Genomic DNA, 22,912 nt, shown 5'->3' with positions numbered 1-22,912 from the left:
TTGATACATCGCTGAAAGCTTTCCGGAACCATACGCCTAGCGTATGGTTTTCTTTTCACAATAAAAAAAAACAGGATCTTTCAAAAAATGATGACCCTGTTTTTTTGTGTTTTATACTTTTTTCGCAGTATCAGTTAAAAGACGCCTCAAAATTTTTCCAGATGCATTTTTAGGCAATGAATCTCTAATCTCCACAATTCTCGGATACTTATAGGCTGACATATGCTCCTTAGCCCATGCAATGATGTCTTCTGCTGTTACTTGATTATTATATTCATCTTTTAAAACAACGGCGGCGCAAATTTCTTCACCGCGGTATGAATGTGGAACCCCGTATACACAGCATTCCGCAATGGCAGGATGCATATAAAGGTAATTTTCAACTTCAGCCGGAAATACGCTATAGCCAGAAGCTTTTATCAATTCTTTTTTGCGGCCGGATATATAAAAATATCCTTCTTCGTCCATATAAGCCAAGTCCCCGGTCAGCAAATATTCGTTGTAAAATGATTTTTTCGTTTCTTCCGGACGGTTCCAATACCCTTTCATCACTTGCGGCCCGGTGACAATCAGCTCTCCGACTTCCCCAGCCGGAAGCTCAATGGAAGGATCTGCCTGATCGACAATTTTAATGTCCACATCACTTACAGGGATGCCGACAGACCCCGTTTTCGGGCGGTGCGGCGGGTTTCCAGTGATTTGAGAAATCGTCTCGCTTAAACCGTATCCTTCAATCAAATAGACGCCGGTTAATTCACTAAACGCTTGCAAAGTTTCCAACGGAATTTTCGCTCCGCCGGATTTGACGGATTTTAAAGAAGTCAAATCATATTTTCTGACATCCGGGAAATTAAGGACAGCAATATTCATCGTTGCAATGCTTGACCAAAATGTCACTTTATACATCTCGATCGCACGGATAACTGACTCCGTATCATAACGGGTAAATAATATCATCGTTCCTCCGGAATACAATGGTTGGCACATGCAATGAAGCATACCCGTCACATGGAAAAATGGCAAAACAGCCAAAAAAACTTCCCCAGGCTCAATCTTCCACCAATATTTTGACCCGATAATATTAACTAAAAGGCTTCGATGAGTAATCATCGCTCCTTTTGGGTTTCCCGTTGTTCCAGAAGTGTATTGGAGTAAGGCGAGCTCTTTTTTAATATCAAGAGCGACAGGATCAAGCTCCTTTTCAAACGTCAAAATGTCTTGGAAAAGGTGGACATTTTCAGGAACTTCTGGTTCATTCAACATACTAGGGTGAGGTGGAAGAACTGGATTCTCCGGTAAATAATCTGCGATTTTCCCTACAACTACTCGTTTAACTTTCGTTTTGCCCTTGACGCTTTTATAAATTGGGAACAGACCGGCTAATGTAATTAATGTCTCTGCACCGCTGTCATTTAAATGGTATTCCAGCTCAGTCTCCTTAAACATTGGGTTTAAGCATACAGCGACAGCGCCAGCTGCTAAGATGGCATGATAGGTTATGACAAAATGCGGTGTATTTTCCATATATATCGCTACACGGTCACCTCTTTGAACACCATTATTTTGCAGCCATGCAGCAAACCTTTTCATTGCATTGCCTAATTCTTGATAACTGATTTCGCATCCATAATAAATAATCGCGGTTTTATCCGGCCACCGCTTGCAATTTTCCAAGACAATGGCAGGCAATGAACGCGTGCCGTAATCAATCGTTTGGGGTACACCTTCCGGCCAGTAGTTCAACCATGGTTTCGTCATTGTTTTCACCTCTTGCATAAAAAATAGCTTCAACTCATTCAAGATAGGATATAGTCTAATTTGACAAAGTAGAGGGAATTCCTTTTAAATTCTGAAATGAATAAAAACAAAATGCCAGTTGGAGCCAGCTCTTCTATCCTCTCTTCACAGTAAATGGCATATACAAAAAGCCCTTGCAGCATCTTTTTCTACAAGGACCTTCGATTAATTTCTACTATACAAAAGCGCTCTGGCAATACCTATAAAATATTCTGATTCCCGGATAATATGATCGAGGACTACTTTAGCTGTTTGATTTTTACTTACTACGGCACTATGGTTTTTAATTTGCCGGCATAGCTCAATAAATTGCAAGCTTTGATCCATGCAGAATGACGTAAGCTGCATAACTTGCTGGTAGAGTTTTGCCGGTAAATAATAGTTTGAACGAGTAACCGTTTCTATAAAGCTGACCACTCTTTGGTGTGTTTCGGAAAGCGCTTTTTCCCATTCATTAAGCGCGTCGACGTATTTCTTTTCCAACCCTTTTACCAGTTCCCTAATAACAACTGTGTGTTCTTCTTCCTGATGCTTCCAAAACTCCGCTTCATCTAATATGCGTAAAGGCATCTGCTGCCCATAATAAAATTGCATAACCATCCTCCCCATTCAATTGCTTCTTTATATAAACTATTATGAAAAAAAAGAAGGGGATATGCTTTCAAAAGTTACAGCGATGATTGCCTGTCATGGTTTGTCTAGTTGCCTCATATCGTTTTAATGAGGAGGGATGTCATGAATACACTAAAATTGATTCGTTATGTGGTGGCTTATGTTTTTATCACTTCAGGGATTATGAAGTTATTAGATGCAGAATTGAGTAGTTTTTTTGTCAGCTTGGGGCTGCCTTTTCCAATGATGTATACAGTCGCTTTTTTTGAAATCATATGCGGGGCTTTTATTTTGCTGAATAAAAATATAAAAAATGCAACGATTCCATTAATTATTATTATGATCGCCGCATTTCTTCTAACGAAGGTTCCAATTTTACATTCAGGATTTTTACAATTTGCTTTTGATGCGAGATTGGATATTACGATGCTGATTTTGCTGTTTATCCTTTACAACAGCCACTATCGAAGCACGAGACAATGACTTTATTTAAACCATCCCTTTTCTTTTGAACGGGAAATCGCCTCGATCCGGTTTTTCACTTCCAATTTTTCTAAAATAACTGAAATATAGTTGCGGACCGTTCCTGTTTTAATGCTGAGTTTATCAGCAATCTCTTTTGTGTTATTGCCGTCAGCTACAAGCTCCAAAACTTCCTTCTCTCGATTCGTCAGCGGATTTTTTTCGCTATATACATTTTCAATAAGTTCTGGAGCGTAAATCCGGCCGCCTGCCATAACACTGCGAATCGTGCTAGCCAATTCTTCGCTTGGGCTATCTTTCAATAAATAAGCACTTACTCCTGCTTTTAAAGCACGTTGAAAATAACCTGAGCGTGCAAACGTTGTTAATATAATCACTTTACAGCCTGTTCCTTTAAGTTCTTTTGCTGCCTCGAGGCCGCTTTTCAGCGGCATCTCAATGTCCATGATGCATATATCCGGCTGAAGTTGTTTAACTAAAGCTAAAGCTTCTTCACCATTCGCTGCTTTCCCTACAACTTCCATATCTTCTTCTAAATCCAGCAAAGAACCAAGTGCTCCGAGCATCATACGCTGATCCTCCGCAATGACAATGCGAATCACGTCAATCCCTCCAGACTTGTGTGTTTGATTACATTGGGAACTCTCATTGTAAGTGTAGTCCCATTTGCTGATTGAATATCCAAGCTCCCATTCACAAATTCGAGTCGTTCCTTCATTCCTAATAGTCCATGCCCTTGACTAAAATCGCTTTTATCTGGAATGCCAATTCCGTTATCTTGTACTTTGACAAGCACTTCATCAAGTAATTGCTCAATGAAGACTGTACAAGTGGTAGCTTGACTATGCTTTACAATATTTGTTACAGCTTCTTTCAGGCACATACTTATCACATTTTCAACCAACAAAGGAATATTAGAAAGTGTTGGATTTCCTGTTAACGTAAATTCAATTTGTCCCGCTTTTAAAATGTTTTCAATGTGAATAATTTCATCCTTTAACTTTACGCCTCTCATATCCTCTACGAGTTCCCGGACTTCTTTTAACGCGATTCTCGCTGTTTGATGGATATCATTGATTTCCTTTTTTGCGGACTCGTTATCTCGTTCGATTAGTTTTCCAGCCAAGTCACTTTTCAACCCGATGAGTGAAAGCTTCTGCCCGAGTGTATCATGCAAGTCCCGTGCAATCCTCTGGCGTTCTTCAAAAACAACAAGCTGGGAAATACGCTTATTTGCGTCTTCCAACTGCCCTTCCAACTGTTCGCGCCTGTTCCGATTGTATAAATTAAATGGAAGCAAAATCACACCGATGATGCAAATTAAAATAAATGGGAACTGGGAAAAGAAAATGTCCTTCTCTGTAAATGTCCCTATGCCAACAGCAATCAATATTGAAGTAAGATGGATGCCATATAAAATAAAGAACCCTATTTTGCTTCGAATATTTCCAATGAAAAAGGCTAAAAGGAGTGAAAAATATACATAACCGAAAAGAACGGTCATACTGAAGCTTATAACAATTTCGATGCTCACCCACACATAGACAGACCATCCCTTTGATCGAAAGGCAAACCGATACGAAAGAAAAAAAAGAAAAACCATGAAGATTCCAATCATAATTTCATAAGGAGACGACGAGCGAAAAATAAAAAAGAACGGAAGAATGCAAAAAATAATCCATACATAAATACTAATCCACGGGCTTTTTGGAAAAAGCTGATACCACTTGTCCATCGATTTCTCCTTAATCATTGACATACTCTTATTATAACAAACTACGGTACGCTACCATTCAATATGAAAAAAACCATCCAATGTTGAATGGCTTTTTAGCGACTATTTATTACCTTGAAAACTTGTTTTTCCGGAAGCCAGCTGTATACTTTTTCTTTGTCGATTTAATAAGTGCTTCACTTCTTTAAAACTAACAAATTTTTTATTTTTCTCATCATACAAGCGGAAACGGATTGATTTTAAACTGGACCAAAGTGTAATGGTTGTCACTTGCTGTAAAAGCGGTGAAGTGTTATGCACTTTTTCCAAGTTATAATTAGGAACTCTAGGACTTAAATGATGCACATGATGGTAGCCGATATTACCTGTTAACCATTGCAAAACCTTTGAAAGCTTATAATACGAACTTCCATCGATCGCAGCTTTCACATAATTCCATTCATCTTTGTTTTCAAAATAGGAGTCTTCAAATTGATGCTGTACATAAAACAACCAAATGCCAAGTGAACCAGATATGAAAAGAATGGTCCCCTGTATGATTAAGAATGGCTGCCAGCCAATAAGCCATACTAGCAGCGCATAAATGGCAACAATGGAAACATTAATGATATGCGTATTAAGCTGCTCTTTTCGCTTCGCGTCTTTTCGATTCATCCGGTTTGAAACTAGAAATAAAAAGAACGGACCTAATCCAAACATGACAAATGGATTACGGTACATGCGATACGCCAGTCTTTGCCAAAATGATGCTGCTGCATACTCTTCAATCGTCATGACCCAAATATCCCCTGTTCCCCGTTTGTCTAAGTTACTATTCGTTGCGTGATGAATGGCGTGTTCGCGTTTCCATTTTTCATAAGGAAACAAGGTAAGGATCCCAAGCAGCGTACCAAGAATATTATTTGCTTTTTTACTATTTAAAAATGAATTATGCGTACAGTCATGAAAAATAATGAAACTACGAACGAGAAATCCAGCTGCGACAATAGCCAACGGTATCGTTAGCCAAATGGAGATTGTTAAGCTTTGATATGCAAACACCCAAAGAAGGAAAAACGGTGGAATGGTATTGAAAAGCTGCCTCATGCTTGATGTCGTATTCGATTTCTCATAAGGTGCAACACTTCGGCGTAATTGATTTGATTTGCCTTTATTCATCATATCCTCCAAACGTATGAAAAAGAGAGATCTCATGTTTGTTTTTATAATTTAAGGATACGGAAGATATGGCTGTTCCGTAAGACATAAACGTCAGGTGAAAAAGTATGACAAGTGTCATGAAAGTATGCAAAAAGTGCACTACCCACCACTTAAAACCTAAAGGTCTATAAAGATTTATAGCTTTAACGAGGAACATTTATATATCTATGTTATATTTGAACAAGGTTTTGAAAGGATGCGATTATATGGCAAAAAGTTTAGTACTAGCGGAAAAGCCTTCTGTCGCACGTGATATTGCACGTGTTCTGAATTGTAATAAAAAAGGAAATGGGTGTCTTGAAGGAAGTAAATATATCGTAACATGGGCGCTGGGACACTTAGTTACACTTGCTGACCCAGAAAGTTACGATGTGAAATATAAAACATGGAAATTAGAAGATTTACCTATGCTACCTGAGCGTTTGAAATTAACAGTAATGAAGAAGACTGGAAAACAATTTAACGCTGTTAAAAGCCAACTCACCCGAAAGGATGTTAATGAAATAATCGTGGCGACAGATGCAGGTCGTGAAGGTGAACTTGTAGCCCGATGGATAATTGCCAAGGCGAAGGTAAACAAGCCGATTAAGCGTTTATGGATTTCTTCTGTAACAGATAAAGCGATTAAAGAAGGTTTCAAAAATTTGAAGCCAGGAAAAGCTTATGAAAATTTATATCATGCTGCTGTTGCACGATCTGAAGCAGATTGGTATATCGGTTTGAATGCTACTCGTGCTCTTACAACACGCTTCAATGCACAACTAAATTGCGGGCGCGTTCAAACACCTACAGTAGCTATAATTGCAGCAAGAGAAGATGAAATTAAAAATTTCAAGCCACAAATATATTACGGCATCGAGGCACAAACAGATACGATTAAATTAACATGGCAAGATTCGAACGGTAATAGTCGTAGCTTCAACAAAGAAAAAATCGATGCGATTGTTAAATCACTTGGTCGTCAAGATGCTAAAATTGTGGCAATTGACCGTAAACCAAAAAAAATATTTGCCCCAGGGCTTTATGATTTAACAGAACTACAACGTGACGCAAATAAGTTTTTCGGCTATTCAGCAAAAGAAACATTAAATATTATGCAAAAACTGTATGAGCAACATAAAGTGTTAACGTATCCTCGTACAGATTCTCGATATATTTCAAGTGATATTGTTTCAACGATTCCTGAGCGCTTAAAAGCATGTGGTGTTGGCGAGTATCGATCAGCAGCTAATAAAATTTTAGCTAAGCCAATTAAAGCAAATAAATCGTTCGTTAATGACTCGAAATTAAGCGATCATCATGCAATTATCCCGACTGAAGGATATGTAAATTTCTCTGCTTTCACTGATAAAGAAAGAAAAATCTATGATTTAGTAGTAAAACGTTTCTTAGCAGTTTTATTTCCAGCACACGAATATGAACAATTAACGGTACAGGCTGAAATTGGTAGAGAAAAATTCATTGCTAAAGGTAAAACAGTAATCAATGCTGGTTGGAAAGAAGTTTACAAAAACCGATTTGATGATGAAGAATTAACAGACGATATAAAAGACCAATTATTGCCCAGCATTGAAAAAGGCGATGTATTAAAGACAAAGTTAGTCGCTCAGACATCGGGCCAAACAAAGCCACCTGCACGCTTTACAGAGGCTACTTTACTGTCCGCCATGGAGAACCCTACGAGGTATATGCAAACGAGTAATAAAGAGCTTGCAGATACCTTAAAATCAACTGGTGGATTAGGTACGGTTGCAACACGTGCAGATATTATTGACAAGTTATTCAATTCATTCTTAATTGAAAAACGTGGTGGTAAAGAAATTTATATCACATCAAAAGGCCGGCAGCTACTAGATTTAGTACCAAAGGAATTACGATCACCTGCAACAACAGCTGTGTGGGAGCAAAAGCTTGAGCTCATTGCAAAAGGCAAGTTGAAAAAAGATGTGTTCATTAATGAAATGAAAGAGCACACAAAAGAAATCGTTGCTGAAATTAAAGCAAGCAATAAAAAATACAAGCACGACAATATTTCACACAAACATTGTCCAGACTGTGGAAAACCAATGCTTGAAGTGAACGGTAAAAAAGGGAAAATGCTCGTGTGCCAAGATCGGGAATGTGGACATCGTAAAAATGTCTCCCGCATCACAAACGCCCGCTGTCCAAAATGCCATAAAAAACTGGAGCTGCATGGTGAAGGGGTTGGCCAAGTTTTTGTATGTAAATGTGGACACCGTGAAAAGTTATCTGCCTTTGAAGCTCGTCGTAAAAGAGAATCTGCCGGTAAAGTGGATAAACGCACTGTACAAAAGTATCTAAAGAACCAGCAGAAAGATGAAGAACCTCTGAATAATGCATTGGCAGAAGCATTAAAAAGGTTGAAATTTGATTAACTCCATGCTTAAGGGGCTAAAGTTGCCATTTGTTTCTCTATTTGTATTAGAATGATGGAAAGGGGGATGGATGATGACTGAGTGTGCATTTATTATCGGAGATGTTCACGGCTGTCTCAAGCAACTAGAACAGCTTTTAACATATTGGAATCCGGATTCAGAAAAATTATTTTTTATTGGGGATTTGATTGATCGAGGGGAAAATAGCCGTGGCGTTGTTCAATTGGCAATGAAACTCCGTAAGGAATACGGAGCTGTAGTGATCGGCGGCAATCATGAGGAAATGTTTCTTGAATGGCTTGATGCTCCTATTAATCATGCAACTTATTATTATCCAAGAGGAGGGAAAGCTACCATCTCTTCCTTCTTAGGTGAAGAGCGTTTCCATTCACTTTCCCATACCGATTTATCGAAAGCATTACAACATTTTTTCCCTGAAGAGATTACATTTCTGGAATCACTGCCAGATTATGTTGAACATGAGGGCTATCTTTTTGTCCATGCCGGCATCGATCCGCGCAGAAAAGATTGGCGTGACACCGAGAAAATGTTTTTTCGTTCCATTCGGGAACCATTCTATACAAAAGAAAACAAATCAGGAAAAATGATTATATTCGGGCATACACCAACGAGACGAATTCATCCTAACAAAAAAGATGACATTTGGATCTCACCATGCAAAACAAAGATTGATATTGATGGGGGAGCGGTTTTCGGCGGCATGCTGCACGGTCTTCATTTGAAGGAAAATGGCGAATATCAGCTACATTCAATAACCTCTAATCTTGAAGTGAGGGATCATACCTTCTTATTGTGAATCGCAAAATTTTTCTCTGTAATGGCTTAACGCTAAAAGCGGGAAAATGTATTCGTAGCTCGGATAATGGATATAAAATGCACCCGGGAGTCCTTGGCCTTTCGGATATGTTTGTGTCCAGTCATTTTTTCCCGCCGTATCTATTAAGTACTGGACACCGCGTTTGATTGGATCCGTTTCTTGATCCTCTGCCGCAATCAGGGCATCAAGCGCCCAAGCTGTATGGGTGCGCGTACTTTCTGTTAGCGGTACATATTCCTTTCTTATATCACTCAGGCAAGACTCTCCCCAGCCTCCGTCCTGCTGTTGAATGTGATGCAGCCACTTTATCGCTCTACGGATTTGGTGGTGATCCTTTCGTACCCCCACCGCCGTTAAACCCGTAACCGCAGACCAGGTGCCATATATGAAACAAATGCCCCAGCGGCCATACCATGAACCATCGTTTCTTTGATCCTTCAATAGCCACCTCACGCCGCGTTTTATAAAATGGTGATATTCATTTAAATGGGTAAAATTACCGAAAAACTCCAACGTCCTCCCCGTTAAATCGGCTGACGACGGATCAAGCATTGTTCCTTCATTTCCTTCAATCGGCAGCCAACTTAGGATCGCTTTATTTACATTCCTTTCAAAAGCAGGCCATCCCCCGTCATTGTTTTGCATTGAAACGATCCATCTAATCGCTCGATCCCAAGATTGCCTGTATTTGGGTTTTTCGATCATAAAAGTCCGTAGCGACCTTAAGGCAGCAGTCGTATCATCCACATCAGGATTCATCGTATTAATATGAGAGAATCCCCAGCCTCCAGGGACAGCATTAGGATTCGATACTGCCCAATCGCCATATAACATATGTTGACGCGACAATAAATACTCGTGCGACTTTTGAATGGTTGGTGAAGTATATGGCATTCCTGCTTCCTGCAAGGCATAGCCGGCAAGCGTCGTGTTCCAAACGTTCGCCGTCGTGTAAGCCGCATGAATGTCCCCGCCATAAAAAGTGACAAACGATTTTAATCCACGGACAGCTTTCCTAATCAAAGGATGCTCCTTCGCATAGCCTCTTGCCATTAAAGCAAAAATCATTAGAAAGGTTGAACTGTAATAACTTAGAAATGTGCCATCGGATTCCACTCTTGCCAACATATATTGTTCAGCTCTCTGCAATGCAAGCCGATGTAACTCTCTTGGATACCCGATTAAAAATTTCATGCTTTGTTGAATCTGTGAAAGAATAGGCTGAAGCTCTCTCCAATCTCCCCACTCTTTATGACGAGCGTTCCCTAGAAACAAGTCAGATAAATCCGGAGAACGGTACGTCCTCACACTGTATTTATAATCCGATAAAATTAAGATCGGCGTTAAATTTGCCCTTGCCTGCATCGACAAATCAAAAAAGTGCAATGGAAACCATGTAGGAAATAAGATAACTTCAACCGGAATCGGAAAAAAACGCGGCCACTTATATTGCCCCGTTAAAGCTAACATTACTTTTGTAAACATGTTGACTTCTTCAATTCCGCCGTTTTTTAAAATAAATTGTTTCGCCTTTTGCATCCTAGGATCTTCTTTTTCAAGATAGCCTGAATAAAGAAGTGAATAATAAGCTTCAACAGTCAGCGCAAGATTTCCTTCTTCTTCATCATAAAAGAGCTTCCATGCTCCGTTTTGTTCTTGCCTGCTCATAATTTTCCTCACTAGCAATTGAATGAATTCTTCATCATTTATTTCCAATGTGCGTAACAGAATAATCATATAGCAATCTGTTTCAATGCCTATATCAAACGGATAAGACCATGAGCCATACGGTTCTTGGGCGCTTACGAGAATTTTCGTTAACCGTTTGATTTCTGCATCCACCATTTGTTTCATGGACATTCGATCCTCTCTTTTAACCTTCATTGTTATTCCCTATACATATTCGTTCTAACTATCGATCATGCATAAGAGAGAGGGAGCGATTGTTGACTAATTTAAAATCCCCTGCATATTCTGCAAGGGATAGAAACCACTTTATATATTGCTTTATGACTGTTGTTGTTCATATTTTTTTCTTTCTTCTTCTTTTATCGTTCTGCGCAAAATTTTACCGACAGCTGTTTTCGGAAGCTCTTTTCTAAATTCAATGAGCTTCGGCGCTTTATACGCAGCAAGGTGCTGTCTGCAATAGTCCAGCATCTCTTCTTCAGTAACAGATTGCCCCTCTTTCAAGACGATAACCGCCTTAACCGTTTCTCCCCGGTACGGATCTGGAACCCCCACAACGACCGCTTCTTGAACAGCTGGATGCTCGTAAATCACTTCTTCTACGTCTCTCGGATAAATATTGTAACCGCTTGCAATAATCATATCTTTTTTACGGTCGATAATATACAAATAGCCATCTTCGTCCATTTTTCCAATATCTCCCGTATACAGCCAACCATCGCGAAGCGCTTGCTCCGTCTCTTCTGGCATATTCCAGTACCCTTTCATCACTTGCGGGCCTTTTATAATGATTTCCCCTGATTCGCCAATCGGCAGCTCTTTCGTTCCTGTTTCAAGGTCAACAATTTTGTAGTCGGTTGATGGAATCCCAATTCCGACACTTCCCGGCTTCCGTTCAGCAAACACAGGATTGCAGTGCGTGGTCGGAGAGGTTTCAGACAAGCCGTAGCCTTCTAAGATCACGGCTCCCGTTTTCTTTTCGAATGCTCGCATACTTTCAACTGGCATTGGTGCACTTCCGCTGTTGCATGTTCTAATGCTATTTATCCCATATTTTTCTGCTTCAGGATGACTTGTAATCGCGATATACATTGTAGGAACCCCAGGAAATGTCGTCGGCTGCTCACGTTTAATGGTTTCAAGCACTTCTTGCAAATCAAAGCGCGGAAGTAGAATGTTCGCAGCTCCTGTATAGATTGATAAGTTCATACAGCTTGTCATCCCGTAGACATGGAACAATGGGATGACAGTAAGGACCCTGTCCTCTCCTATGTTAAATTCCGATTCGAAATAACGATACGTTTGATGAACGTTTGCAACGAGGTTTCGATGAGTGAGCATCGCCCCTTTTGAACGGCCTGTCGTTCCGCCTGTATATTGTAAAACGGCAACATCCTCGGCAGGATTGATATTCGGTTCCTTTACCTGCCCTGTCGCTTGCGACATAAACGCTTCAAATGTGACCGCAGGAGCTACGTCTTTAGCGCTTTCAGGGAAGTTGACAGAAATTGCTTTTTTAACAGGGGTCTCGTTTTCAACCTGCTGTAAAACTGGCAAAAGCGGTTCAAAGATGACAATCATCTCAGCGCCTGAATCGTTTAAAATATGAGAAAGTTCTCTCCCGACAAGCATCGGATTTACTTGTGTGACAATCCCGCCAGCCATTAAGATTCCGTAATAGGAAATAATATAATGCGGGCAGTTCGGCAGCATGATTGCGACTCGATCCCCCTTTTTCAAGCCGTTTGCCTGAAGTGCCGAAGCAAATGCTATAGATAATTGCAATACTTCACGGTATGTCATTTTTCGTGTAAAAAACGAGATCGCTTCGTTGTCCGGAAACTTTGCAGCCGTATCTTTCAACATTTGCTGGATTGGAATATCGATTTCTTTAGAAATGTTTTCAGGATAATGCTTTAGCCATCGTTTCTCTGTTGCTACCATTTTACCAACACCTTTCAAAACATTTAAATAGTTTGAATATATTACTATATTACCATTAATTTAATAAATGCAACACTTGTTTTCTCCCTTCATACATAAAATCCCTTGCCAGATCATGATCAGCAAGGGATTGAAACAATCTTATTCAGTTGTAAGCACTTCTTTATTTTGAATCAACCGAGGTGAAGCGATAAATAGACCGCTCATTATAATGGCGCATAAAATAAATGTAAGCACCATGGTTGATCCGTTAATGATAAAAGAGTACCATACGGGCGACATTCCTTCTGGTGCATAAGAACCCCAGAAATAATACCCAGCAATAAAATGAAAGAAATAGCGTGCTACACTCGCTGAAAAAATCGCGAGAATGACTGTAAACAATGCTTGCTTCTTTTGTTGCCTTGAAATCTGTTTCTGGATGTTTCCTACAAAAAACCCTGCAACGCCTACAGCAGCGAACGCCATAAAATACTCAACCAACGCTTGGACTGGATGAAGAATCGAAGCATCCCCCAAAATAACTTGCAGAAACCCCCATAAAAAACCGGAGAAAACACCGGCACGCCATCCCCATCGAAAGGAAACAATAAACACAGGCACCATGGCGAATGATACAGAAATGCCTGGAGCAATCTTTATCGAGGGCAAAAAATCCAACACCATCGCTGCAGCCGCCAAAATCGCCGCTTCAATCAAAACTTGCAACTTCATTTTCCCCATAAAAAAAGCCTCCTATGTGTTAGTAAACGAATCCCATAGGAAGCCAAAGAAACCGGACAAATCTCATGTTTCTTCAAAGCTCATCACATCCCTACGCTAGTACTAACTAACAGGTTCAAAGGGTCAGAACAAATTGTTCAATCTCAGCCCAATGGCTCCCCTTGTGATACGTTTTTAGTTATCTATTATTATAGTATAAATTACTTGTTTCCTCAATCAACTTTGATTACAGCTTTACCTTTTCTTTGTCCGTTTGCATGTTTTTCATGCGATTCACAGCAGCGAGATAAGCCTTCGCGCTTGCTTCAAGCACGTCAACACTAATGCTGCGTCCACGGCTGATTGTATCGCCCGTTTTAATTTCGACAAAGACTTCCCCCTGTGCGTCTTGTCCTTGAGTTACTGACACAATTTTATAATCCAATAGTTCGATCTCTTCATTAACGATTCGATCAATCGCATTAAAGATGGCATTCACAGAACCATTACCGGTCGCTTTTTCTTCGTAAACATTTTCATCATGAGTCAAAAGTTCAACCGTTGCTGTTGGTTCATTTAACGTGTCATATGAAATCGCCATATTTCTAAGTTTGTAATATTCGACTTCGTTTTTCGTCTGATCATCCACTAACGCGATAATGTCATCATCCAAAATTTCCTTTTTGCGATCGGCCAAATCTTTATATTTCTTAAAGATAGCTCTCAATTCGTCTTCATTCACTTGATAGCCAAGCTCAATTAATTTTTCTTTTAACGCATGGCGACCGGAAAGCTTGCCAAGAATGAGCGGTGTTTCTTCTAATCCGATCGTTTCCGGCTTCATGATTTCATATGTCGTTTTATCTTTAAGTACGCCGTCCTGGTGGATGCCTGAAGCATGGGCGAACGCATTCGCACCAATAACTGCTTTATTTGCAGGGATCGGCATGCCGGTTACACGGCTAACCAATTTACTAGTTTTTGCGATTTCTTTTAAATTCATTGAGGTTCTTTTTTGGAAATAATCGTACCGGGTTTCAAGGGCTAATGCGATTTCTTCCAATGCGACGTTCCCAGCACGTTCTCCGATGCCGTTAATGCAGCCTTCAACTTGCGTCACGCCGGCTTCAATGGCTGCCAAAGAGTTGATTGTGGCCATACCAAGATCATCATGGCAGTGGCAGCTTAAAATCACATTTTCAACTCCCTTTACACGCTCTTGGATGATTTTAAATCGCTCGGCATATTCCCATGGCGTAATATAGCCTGTTGTATCCGGGAAATTTAAGACGGTTGCTCCAACTTCAATGACTTTTTCAGCAACTTTACAAATAAAATCCAAATCAGAACGTGTAGAGTCTTCACAAGAAAACTCAACATGTTTAAAGAATTGGCTTGCATAGCGGACCGCTTCAACGGATTGTTCAAGTACTTCTTCCTCTGTCATTCGCAACTTTTTCTCCATATGAATTGGTGATGTCGCGATAAACACATGGATACCAACATTATCGTTCCCTTTTAAAGCTTCAACCGCTGCGTCAATATCCTCTTTGTTTGTGCGGGCAAGGCTTACAACAATTGGCTTTTCAACAGCTTCAGCCACAGCGCGCACCGCTTTTAAATCACCAGGCGAAGCCGCTGCAAAACCCGCTTCAATGACATCAATGCCAACCTTTTCCAATTGTTTCGCAATCTCAACTTTTTCGGAGATATTTAAGTTCACACCAGGCGTCTGTTCGCCGTCTCTCAATGTCGTGTCAAATGTATAAATTCTCTTACCCATTATTTCTCCTCCTTTATTTTGAATGCCTTAGCTAAACACAAAAAAACCTTTACTTTTCTGAGGGGTGAGATCATCACGGTACCACCCTCGTTCGCCACAGCCTCACAGCATATGACCTCATAAAGTAAAGGTTTACTTTGCAGCATAACGGTTGCCAACCGTACTTCCTACTTAAGTTCAGAAGTCGACTCCAAGGTGAGTAACTTCCATCGCCAACACCCATTCTCAGCGCCCATGGGTTCTCTGTGCTTGACATCAAGAAGTGTTTCCTTTTCACAGTCGATTTGTTTCGATTCACAATGATTTTAATTAGAATCATATGATAATCCATTTCGTTTGTCAACACTTTTTCTACAACAAATACTTTATTGGAGAAACAATGCATACTTTACTTCTTATCATATTATCCTGTGCAAATATTTATGCTTTTTTTCTCCCAACAATGGAAGCAATAATGGAATTGGTTAGGGATTCATTGAGTTTCTTGTGTACTTTATAATCTCTTATTCTGAGAATCCAATTTCCCGCAATATTTCTTTACTGTGCTCTCCAAGACGGGGAGCAAAATGATTCAACTTCACAGGTGTCTTTGAAAACGTTGCAGGAAAACTCATATTCCAATAATCCCCTTCAGAAGGATGATTCATTTTTTCAAAGAAATTGATTGCATTAAGATGTGGATCATCTAATAAATCTTCCGGTGTATTCATAGGCATTGCCGGGATATCTGCTTTTTCAAAAATTTCTAGCCATTCTTCTGTCTTTTTCGTGAGTATTACCTTTTCCAACAATTGATAAAGCTCATCAATATAATTTGTTCTTGAGGCAAGATCTTGAAATCTTTCGTCCTCAGAAAGCCCAGGATAACCAGATATTTCAAAGAAGTTTTTCCATTGCTTGTCATTATAAACGATCACACTAATGAACCCGTCTTTCGTTTCATACGGTTTCCGGTACTTTGAAGTAAGACGCGGATAAAGGGATGAACCAATGGGAGGGTCGAATGTAGCCCCATACATATGTTCCAACAACGTAAATGAGGCTATCGTTTCAAACATCGGCACCTCAATATATTGTCCCTCCCCTGTTTTTTCCCGATAATAGGCTGCAGCCAAAATCGCATTTGCCATCATTAGGCCGCTTGCTTTATCCGCCAAAACAGTAGCCATATATTGGGGTTTTCCCGATGTTTTACTTTGTGCCGCAGCTAAACCGGACGCCCCTTGTATCATGTCATCATAAGCCGGTTTCGATGCGTATGGACCTTGCTTGCTAAAGCCATATCCTCCACAATAAATGATTGCAGGATTCACCTTCACTACTTCTTCATAGGAGAATCCTAATTTTTCAATCGCCTGATGGCGCATCGAATGAACGAAAACATCAGCACTCTCAATTAATTTGAACAAAGCTTTTTTTCCCTTTTCTTGTTTCAAGTCTAAAACAAGACTCCGTTTATTTCGTCCCGCATGAAGAAAAGTTCCGCTCATCCCCTCATTTCTTGCAGGACCGAGATAGCGAGTGCTGTCACCTTTCCCATTTTCGATTTTAATAACATCTGCTCCCATATCACCTAATATTTGCGTACAATAAGGACCCATGAGCACAGAAGTTAAATCAATTACTCGTAAACCCGACAATGGTCCATTCATGAAATCCCTCTTTTCAGCTTTAATACTTCAGATTAACTATTTCCCATCACTTCCATTGTTTTACTCAAGATTTTTTTTTAATCAAGGACTTCTTTATTTGATATTGGCAAAATTTAGTTACGTTCTAGATAAAATATTTTTTATTTATAAGACCTGAGATTAACCTTTAGTGTTAAAAAAATCACTGTTTTTCTTTTCCTTGTCCAAATTAATCTTCTAAAACCCCTAACTTAGTATCATATATAGCTAATCCATCATCGTGTAATGTAATAAGTGTATATTATTGGATAGAAGCAAAAGACATTTTCCTTTTGGTTAGTGCTGAGTCAATAAGCCTGTTTCTAATAAATAATAGTTGCTTGTTCAAGAATTACTTATATATATCTTTATTTTAAATATCTTGACAAGGAAAGCCTTGCTGTTTAAGCATCTTAGCGGTTTCCGGATAACTATTATCATGATAGAATGGTTGACTATAGAAATTTGAAATTCTTTTAGACCAAGAAGTACTTTTTTTATCAACTGATCTCATTTTCATGTAATCTTCATAAATCTTGTTGTACTCTTTTATATACTCTAACAAATTATGATTATATTGTTCTTCATGATAAATTGCTTGTTTTGAAAAGCGCGGTTTCCGTATAGTTTCTACTTTGGGATAACCAATACATAAACCTGAAATCGGAATCACGTACTTCGGTAAGTTTAGCATGTCTATTAACTTCAATGAGTTCCGCCGAATCCCTCCAATAGGAACTATTCCTAATCCAAGTGACTCGGCAGTTGCAATAGCATTAGACAAGGCCAAACCAACGTCCGTTGCACCCACTAAAAGAATATCAATATTATTAACCGATTCAAATGGCTTTCCTTCCATTTCAGACGCAATTTTCACACGATAAAAATCTGCACAAAAGATAAGAAAAATTGGTGCTTGAATAATTTGAATTTGGTCACCGGAGAGTTTAGCTATTTTATTTTTTCGTTCCTTATCTTTAATTGAAATTATGGAAACTTGTTGACCACCATGCCAAGATGGGGCCGCTTGGGAAGCCCGGATAATCATATCAAGATCCTTATTTTCAATTGGTTTATCTGAATATCTACGATATGATCTGTGATTCATTAACGTACTTACTACTTCATTCATTAAGAAGATCCCCTTTCTAAAAATAATGACAGAGAAAATTTAAAAAGTATTTTTAATTAAATGTCATTACCGAAAGGTTTATCTGCAACCTTTAGAGAATCTGTTGGACAACCTTCGCACGCTTCCTCTATGTCGTCCAAAAATTCCTCCGGAACTTTGACAATTCCTTTATTATTGTCAAGAATAGCATAGGCAATTCCATCATCATCATAATCATAAATATCTGGAGCTATAGCTCCACAAGTCCCACATGCAATGCAAGTGTTTTTATCTATAATTGTATATTTTGACATGTTACCTCCTAAAACGTTCAACATTAACCCACCGATTTTTCAGAATAAAATCTACAAACTTTTCTCTAATTTCTTTCTTATTTATATAAATTCAGCCATTAATTCATTGAACTTATCTTCTTTTAATTTTAATTTAAAGTGATTCAAAGGTATTTCACTGTAGCCATATGCAAGCTCTTGATATGATGGCTTTTGTTTGTCTTGATAGATTAATCCTTTTACGAGGCCATTATTCTCCATGACTGTCTTCATTGCCATAATCCGATTTTCTGTATCATACTTTTCTATTTCATTCAGATCTACTAAGTTTTCTTTGAACCAATCGTATGTGTTAACTTTGTTGTATGTAACACAAGGACTGAATACGTTAATAAACGAAAAACCTTTATGCTGAATCCCTTGTTCAATGATAGATATTAACTCTTTTAAATCTGTTGAAAAGCTTTGCGCTACAAAGCTAGCCCCTGCAGTTAAAGCCATTTCCATGATAGATAAATTGGGCTCAATCGATCCTTTTGGCGTACTTTTTGTTTTAAAGCCAACATCGCTTCTTGGTGAAGTTTGCCCTTTTGTAAGCCCATAGATTTGGTTGTCCATCACAATATACGTAAGATCGATATTTCGGCGGATAGCGTGAATAGTATGACCCATTCCGATTGCAAAGCCATCTCCGTCTCCTCCAGCGGCAATAACCGTTAAATCACGGTTCCCCATCTTTACACCTTGAGCAATGGGTAACACACGACCGTGAACCCCGTGAAATCCATACGAATTGATATAACCTGAAATCCTTCCAGAACAGCCAATTCCTGAAACGACAGTTAAATCGTCGGGCTCTAAGCCGATATTTGCAGCTGCACGTTGAATCGCCACTTGTACAGAGAAATCACCGCAACCAGGACACCAATTCGGTTTTACGTTATTTCTAAAATCTTTGAAGGTTGCCAACTAAAAACAACTCCTTAACTTTGGTGTAAAGATCATTCGGCAAAAAAGGATTTCCATCGTATTTTAAAATACTTTCGATTTTTTCTAATGCGCCAACATTCATTTTAATTACATTCGCATGTTGACCTGTTCCGTTATTTTCAACAACAACAACCCTCTTCGAACGATCAATAATCGGTTGTAACACTTTCGTTGGGAATGGGTGAAGTAAACGAATATGAGCGTGATTTGTCTTTATCCCGTCTTCCCGAAGTTCAGCAATCGCTTCTTCAATCGCTCCTCTTGTTGAATTAAATCCGATTAAAAGCACATCCGCTTCTTCGTCATGGAGCGAAAAATGAATAGGTTTATCAAAACGTTGGGTGACGTTATTTAATTTCCGTAAACGTTTCTCCATTTGATGTTTTCGATTCTCAGCTGCTTCAGACGGTTTTCCAGTCTCATCATGTTCCACACCCGTTACGTGGTGTATTCCGTTTTTTGTACCTGGAAACACACGAGGTGAAATACCATCTTTAGTGAGCTCATAACGCTTAAAATAGTCTTTGTTTTCAAGTGCAGGAAGCGATTCATCCATTTTCAACTTACCACGATTGATATTTATCTTGCTATGATCAAATTTTTCAACCGTTTGCTTACTTAGTGAAAGCTGTAAGTCTGATAAGAGAATAACAGGGCATTGGTATTCTTCTGCAAGATTAAAAGCTTGAATTGTATCATAAAATGCCTCTTCAGCTGTACTTGGTGCCAATACAATTTTCGGTATTTCACCATGTGTACCATAAATCATTTGCATTAAATCTGATTGTTCTTGTTTTGTTGGAAGACCCGTACTCGGTCCCCCCCTTTGAGTATCGATGACAACAAGCGGTGTTTCGGTCATGCCAGAAAGACCAATCGATTCCATCATTAATGAAAGCCCAGGCCCCGCAGAAGCAGTAAAAGCTCGAACACCAGCATAATTTGCTCCTATCGCCATTGTAACTGCCGCAATTTCGTCCTCTGTTTGAATGACTGTTCCGCCGAATTCAGGTAATTTTTCAATTAAATATTCCATGATTTCGGAAGCTGGCGTTATCGGATATGCCGGCATGAACCTCGAACCTGCAGCAAGCGCACCAAGCGCAATTGCATCGTTTCCAATCATAAACATGCGTTTTTTGCCATCTGCTTCCTTAATGTGAAGCTTATTTGCTTGCTCACTCGCTTCTTTCGTAAGAAATTCATAACCAGCACGTATTGCTCCCATATTTTTGTCAACAATTGGCTGACCTTTCTTCAAGAAAGTTTCTTCGATGACTTCTTTGTAAATCGAAATATCTAAACCGAGCACTGCACTAGAAGCCCCGATTGCAACCATGTTTTTCATTAAGGAAGTGCCGAGTTCTGTAGCAATTTCGGTAAACGGAATAGAAACTAGTGATGCAACAATATCTTCCGACTTTGAGGGTTTAAATTTAGCATCAGCTAGTATCAACCCATTGTCATTTAGCTCATGCGCATTAATATCGATCGTTTCTTGATCAAATGCAACTAATAGGTCTAAATCATTTGTAACCGTCCTTATTTCATTTGTGCTTACCCTGATTTTATTGTTTGTATGGCCACCTTTAATTCTTGAAGAAAAATGGCGGTAACTATATAAATAATAGCCCATTCGATTTAATGCCTTCGCAAAAATTTCTCCAGTGCTATCGATTCCTTCTCCTTGCTGACCTCCAACTTTCCAAGAAAGTTGATTTACCATGATATCCGTCACCTTTTTCACCTTTATTATAATTACCTATTAGTATAAAAATTTCCCCAATTCGGTATTATTTTCAAATTTAATAGATACTTACACTAACGTTTTTTAAATTTAGTAATGATAGGGAGCCCCTTATTATAGACCATTTATATAATCAGTCGTTTATATAAAAAATCCATAAGGCTCCCTATTATTTTTTTTAATTGATGATGCTATTAGTATAGTTCACAAAATTAACAAACCTTAAAAATTAATAGTTAGATTGTCTATATTTAATAATTTTTTAAAAAGTCAGTTGTTAATTTTATAAATTCATCTGTGCGTTCAATCATAGCCCAGTGTCCACAATGTGGAATAACGTATAACCAAGCATTTTCAATTAACTTTTCAAGTTCAAATGACTTCTCTACAGGGACTTGATTATCATTTCTACCATGTACAAGTAGTGTTTTATGTTTAATTTTCTTAATTTCCTCATCTGGAATAAATGAGTTGCCTTCTTTCAAATATTTCATTATTGCACTGTATGCTTTACTTGTTTCTGGATCGTTTGCCAACTTGAGACGATACTCAATCATTTCCTCTTCAATTTCAAATTCGGGGTTTGTTAAATTTCGAATGATTTGTCGCATTTCATCCCTTTCATTCCCAAATGAATGTAACGATTTGAAAGAAGCTGACGTTTCACCTGGTCGCCTACGACCACCCGTGCCCATCAGAACAAGTTTATTAATTTTATCGGGTTCTTTAAGAGTAGCTACTATTGAAGTTGCACCTCCCAAGGAATTACCTATTAAAGAAACCTTTTCTAGCCCTAGAGCCTTAATAAATGAAATCAACTGTTCTGCACGGGCCTCATGATCATATTTAAAATTTTCAGGATCAGGTTTACTCGACTCGCCATATCCAATTAAATCGTAAGCTATTGTACGGAAACCATTTTTGGAATATCTCTCTAAAAGTTTACGCCAATTTATCCAAGCATCTGCACCAGCACCTCCACCGTGGATTAAGATTAAAGGTTCTCCTTCACCGACCTCCCAATAATGCGTTGTTAATCCATTTGTATCAATATATTTTTCTTGAATAGTGTTCATTTTTTATCTCCTTTCTAATTAATCTAAAGCATTGCACTGCCACCATTAACACTGATGACTTGGCCAGTAATAAATTTGCTACTATCCGAAGCCAAAAAGCTAACGGCTAATGCCACCTCTTCCATTTCTGCGGGTCGACCTTTAGGAATAACACTTAAATATTTTTGTACCATCTCACTTGATGTCTTCGTCAATTTTTTCACCCGATCTGTAGCTACAATACATGGGGCGACTGTATTAACAGTAATATCATTTTCGGCAAACTCTCTGGCAAGACCAGTTGTTAATCCATGAACTCCGCCTTTTGCTGCATTGTAAGCTGCATGATTCCATAAACCGTTCCGCACAGAATCTGCACCTATATTAACTATTCTTCCGTATTGTTGTTCCTTCATATGTGGTAAAACAAAATAACATGCCCAAATCGTCGTCCAAAGGTTACGATCAATTGTTTTTCTTAATGTTTCCGAAGTTTGTTCTAAAAAAGGAGCAATAACACCACTACCAGCATTATTAACAAGAATATCCACTTTCCCCCACATATTAATGCCTTTATCAATCATTGATTTGCAATTCTCTTCTATGCTCAAGTCACCCACAAAATATGAAGCTGATCTTTTTGTCTCGCCAATAATTTTTTCACATGCTAATTGTGCTTCATTTTCTAAAACATCGGCAATCAAGACTTCTGCGCCATCTAAAGCCAATTGGAAAGCAATTTGTAAACCAATTCCTTGGGCTGCACCTGTAATAATAGCTTTCTTACCACTTAATGGCTGACTACTATCTAATTTAGGCATTATATAACCCTCGATTCATATTTCTAATATTCACCCATAATTAATT

General features: G+C 38.9%; 19 protein-coding genes and 1 riboswitch. Of the genes, 3 read left to right on the top strand and 16 right to left on the bottom strand.

Translation table 11 applies throughout. From position 1 onward, the window contains the following. Positions 1-111: 111 nt before the first annotated feature. Together DCC39_RS08605 and DCC39_RS08600 are read right to left on the bottom strand one after the other, a co-directional pair. Positions 112-1,758 carry an AMP-binding protein gene (locus tag DCC39_RS08605; protein WP_165820809.1) on the bottom strand — a complete coding sequence of 549 codons (1,647 nt, stop codon included), beginning with the start codon at positions 1,756-1,758 and terminating at the stop codon, positions 112-114. Between the two features lie 204 nt (positions 1,759-1,962). Further along, positions 1,963-2,391 (bottom strand): DUF2935 domain-containing protein, encoded by a 429-nt coding sequence (locus DCC39_RS08600; RefSeq protein WP_116554482.1) that lies wholly within the window; start codon positions 2,389-2,391, stop codon positions 1,963-1,965. Between the two features lie 141 nt (positions 2,392-2,532). Between DCC39_RS08600 and DCC39_RS08595 the strand changes: the two genes are divergently transcribed. Continuing rightward, entirely contained in the window at positions 2,533-2,892 is a 360-nt protein-coding gene (locus DCC39_RS08595) for a DoxX family protein (protein ID WP_116554481.1), read from the top strand. Between the two features lie 2 nt (positions 2,893-2,894). On the opposite strand, the gene DCC39_RS08590 is transcribed toward DCC39_RS08595, so the two are convergent. From DCC39_RS08590 to DCC39_RS08580, 3 genes are all read right to left on the bottom strand, one after another. Then, positions 2,895-3,494 (bottom strand): response regulator transcription factor, encoded by a 600-nt coding sequence (locus tag DCC39_RS08590; RefSeq protein ID WP_116554480.1) that lies wholly within the window; start codon positions 3,492-3,494, stop codon positions 2,895-2,897. Then, positions 3,491-4,627, bottom strand: coding sequence for a sensor histidine kinase (locus tag DCC39_RS08585; protein ID WP_116554479.1), 1,137 nt, complete (start codon positions 4,625-4,627; stop codon positions 3,491-3,493). The genes DCC39_RS08590 and DCC39_RS08585 overlap by 4 nt, the downstream gene beginning before the upstream one ends. A gap of 102 nt (positions 4,628-4,729) precedes the next feature. Continuing rightward, positions 4,730-5,785: a fatty acid desaturase gene (locus DCC39_RS08580; protein WP_116554478.1), complete on the bottom strand. Its 1,056-nt coding sequence runs from the start codon at positions 5,783-5,785 to the stop codon at positions 4,730-4,732. A 248-nt stretch (positions 5,786-6,033) separates the two neighbouring features. On the opposite strand from DCC39_RS08580, the gene DCC39_RS08575 reads away from it, so the two are divergent. Next, complete coding sequence (locus tag DCC39_RS08575) at positions 6,034-8,223, top strand: DNA topoisomerase III (protein ID WP_116554477.1); 2,190 nt, start codon at positions 6,034-6,036, stop codon at positions 8,221-8,223. A gap of 70 nt (positions 8,224-8,293) precedes the next feature. Continuing rightward, entirely contained in the window at positions 8,294-9,040 is a 747-nt protein-coding gene (locus DCC39_RS08570; RefSeq protein ID WP_116554476.1) for a metallophosphoesterase, read from the top strand. On the opposite strand, the gene shc is transcribed toward DCC39_RS08570, so the two are convergent. The 11 genes from shc to DCC39_RS08515 form a co-directional block, all read right to left on the bottom strand. Continuing rightward, complete coding sequence (gene shc / locus DCC39_RS08565) at positions 9,032-10,921, bottom strand: squalene--hopene cyclase (RefSeq protein WP_338066546.1); 1,890 nt, start codon at positions 10,919-10,921, stop codon at positions 9,032-9,034. The genes DCC39_RS08570 and shc overlap by 9 nt on opposite strands. Positions 10,922-11,068: 147 nt before the next feature. Next, positions 11,069-12,694 carry a long-chain-fatty-acid--CoA ligase gene (locus tag DCC39_RS08560; protein WP_116554475.1) on the bottom strand — a complete coding sequence of 542 codons (1,626 nt, stop codon included), beginning with the start codon at positions 12,692-12,694 and terminating at the stop codon, positions 11,069-11,071. A 141-nt stretch (positions 12,695-12,835) separates the two neighbouring features. After that, entirely contained in the window at positions 12,836-13,417 is a 582-nt protein-coding gene (thiT, locus tag DCC39_RS08555; protein ID WP_116554474.1) for an energy-coupled thiamine transporter ThiT, read from the bottom strand. Between the two features lie 71 nt (positions 13,418-13,488). Continuing rightward, a riboswitch (TPP riboswitch) is annotated at positions 13,489-13,589 on the bottom strand. Between the two features lie 54 nt (positions 13,590-13,643). Then, positions 13,644-15,179: a 2-isopropylmalate synthase gene (locus DCC39_RS08550; RefSeq protein ID WP_116554473.1), complete on the bottom strand. Its 1,536-nt coding sequence runs from the start codon at positions 15,177-15,179 to the stop codon at positions 13,644-13,646. A gap of 503 nt (positions 15,180-15,682) precedes the next feature. Further along, the gene (locus DCC39_RS08545; RefSeq protein ID WP_116554472.1) at positions 15,683-16,831 is read right to left on the bottom strand and encodes a CaiB/BaiF CoA transferase family protein; all 1,149 of its coding nucleotides are present in this window, start codon (positions 16,829-16,831) and stop codon (positions 15,683-15,685) included. 391 nt (positions 16,832-17,222) lie between these two features. After that, positions 17,223-17,981, bottom strand: coding sequence for an NADPH-dependent oxidoreductase (locus DCC39_RS08540; protein WP_116554471.1), 759 nt, complete (start codon positions 17,979-17,981; stop codon positions 17,223-17,225). Between the two features lie 56 nt (positions 17,982-18,037). Beyond that, positions 18,038-18,274 (bottom strand): ferredoxin, encoded by a 237-nt coding sequence (locus DCC39_RS08535; RefSeq protein ID WP_116554470.1) that lies wholly within the window; start codon positions 18,272-18,274, stop codon positions 18,038-18,040. Positions 18,275-18,355: 81 nt separating this feature from the next. After that, complete coding sequence (locus DCC39_RS08530; RefSeq protein ID WP_116554469.1) at positions 18,356-19,222, bottom strand: 2-oxoacid:ferredoxin oxidoreductase subunit beta; 867 nt, start codon at positions 19,220-19,222, stop codon at positions 18,356-18,358. Then, positions 19,200-20,969, bottom strand: coding sequence for a 2-oxoacid:acceptor oxidoreductase subunit alpha (locus DCC39_RS08525; protein ID WP_116554468.1), 1,770 nt, complete (start codon positions 20,967-20,969; stop codon positions 19,200-19,202). The genes DCC39_RS08530 and DCC39_RS08525 overlap by 23 nt, the downstream gene beginning before the upstream one ends. Before the next feature lie 272 nt (positions 20,970-21,241). Then, on the bottom strand, positions 21,242-22,066 hold the full coding sequence (locus DCC39_RS08520) for an alpha/beta fold hydrolase (protein ID WP_116554467.1): 825 nt from the start codon (positions 22,064-22,066) through the stop codon (positions 21,242-21,244). Between the two features lie 23 nt (positions 22,067-22,089). Further along, on the bottom strand, positions 22,090-22,866 hold the full coding sequence (locus DCC39_RS08515) for an SDR family NAD(P)-dependent oxidoreductase (protein WP_116554466.1): 777 nt from the start codon (positions 22,864-22,866) through the stop codon (positions 22,090-22,092). Positions 22,867-22,912 lie beyond the last annotated feature (46 nt).

The sequence above is a fragment of the Pueribacillus theae genome, assembly GCF_003097615.1.
Taxonomy (GTDB): Bacteria; Bacillota; Bacilli; order Bacillales; family UBA6769; genus Pueribacillus; species Pueribacillus theae.
This window is presented reverse-complemented; position numbering and strand designations above follow the sequence as displayed.

What these genes read in the sequence shown, in the direction of transcription:
- DCC39_RS08515 (WP_116554466.1), bottom strand. Translation starts at nt 22,866, where the DNA reads ATGCCTAAATTAGATAGTAGTCAGCCATTAAGTGGTAAGAAAGCTATT.
- DCC39_RS08535 (WP_116554470.1), bottom strand. Translation starts at nt 18,274, where the DNA reads ATGTCAAAATATACAATTATAGATAAAAACACTTGCATTGCATGTGGG.
- DCC39_RS08585 (WP_116554479.1), bottom strand. Translation starts at nt 4,627, where the DNA reads ATGGACAAGTGGTATCAGCTTTTTCCAAAAAGCCCGTGGATTAGTATT.
- DCC39_RS08520 (WP_116554467.1), bottom strand. Translation starts at nt 22,066, where the DNA reads ATGAACACTATTCAAGAAAAATATATTGATACAAATGGATTAACAACG.
- DCC39_RS08570 (WP_116554476.1), top strand. Translation starts at nt 8,294, where the DNA reads ATGATGACTGAGTGTGCATTTATTATCGGAGATGTTCACGGCTGTCTC.
- DCC39_RS08545 (WP_116554472.1), bottom strand. Translation starts at nt 16,831, where the DNA reads ATGAATGGACCATTGTCGGGTTTACGAGTAATTGATTTAACTTCTGTG.
- DCC39_RS08575 (WP_116554477.1), top strand. Translation starts at nt 6,034, where the DNA reads ATGGCAAAAAGTTTAGTACTAGCGGAAAAGCCTTCTGTCGCACGTGAT.
- thiT (WP_116554474.1), bottom strand. Translation starts at nt 13,417, where the DNA reads ATGGGGAAAATGAAGTTGCAAGTTTTGATTGAAGCGGCGATTTTGGCG.
- DCC39_RS08580 (WP_116554478.1), bottom strand. Translation starts at nt 5,785, where the DNA reads ATGAATAAAGGCAAATCAAATCAATTACGCCGAAGTGTTGCACCTTAT.
- DCC39_RS08550 (WP_116554473.1), bottom strand. Translation starts at nt 15,179, where the DNA reads ATGGGTAAGAGAATTTATACATTTGACACGACATTGAGAGACGGCGAA.
- DCC39_RS08600 (WP_116554482.1), bottom strand. Translation starts at nt 2,391, where the DNA reads ATGCAATTTTATTATGGGCAGCAGATGCCTTTACGCATATTAGATGAA.
- shc (WP_338066546.1), bottom strand. Translation starts at nt 10,921, where the DNA reads ATGTCCATGAAACAAATGGTGGATGCAGAAATCAAACGGTTAACGAAA.
- DCC39_RS08605 (WP_165820809.1), bottom strand. Translation starts at nt 1,758, where the DNA reads ATGACGAAACCATGGTTGAACTACTGGCCGGAAGGTGTACCCCAAACG.
- DCC39_RS08560 (WP_116554475.1), bottom strand. Translation starts at nt 12,694, where the DNA reads ATGGTAGCAACAGAGAAACGATGGCTAAAGCATTATCCTGAAAACATT.
- DCC39_RS08525 (WP_116554468.1), bottom strand. Translation starts at nt 20,969, where the DNA reads ATGGTAAATCAACTTTCTTGGAAAGTTGGAGGTCAGCAAGGAGAAGGA.
- DCC39_RS08540 (WP_116554471.1), bottom strand. Translation starts at nt 17,981, where the DNA reads ATGAATGAAGTAGTAAGTACGTTAATGAATCACAGATCATATCGTAGA.
- DCC39_RS08595 (WP_116554481.1), top strand. Translation starts at nt 2,533, where the DNA reads ATGAATACACTAAAATTGATTCGTTATGTGGTGGCTTATGTTTTTATC.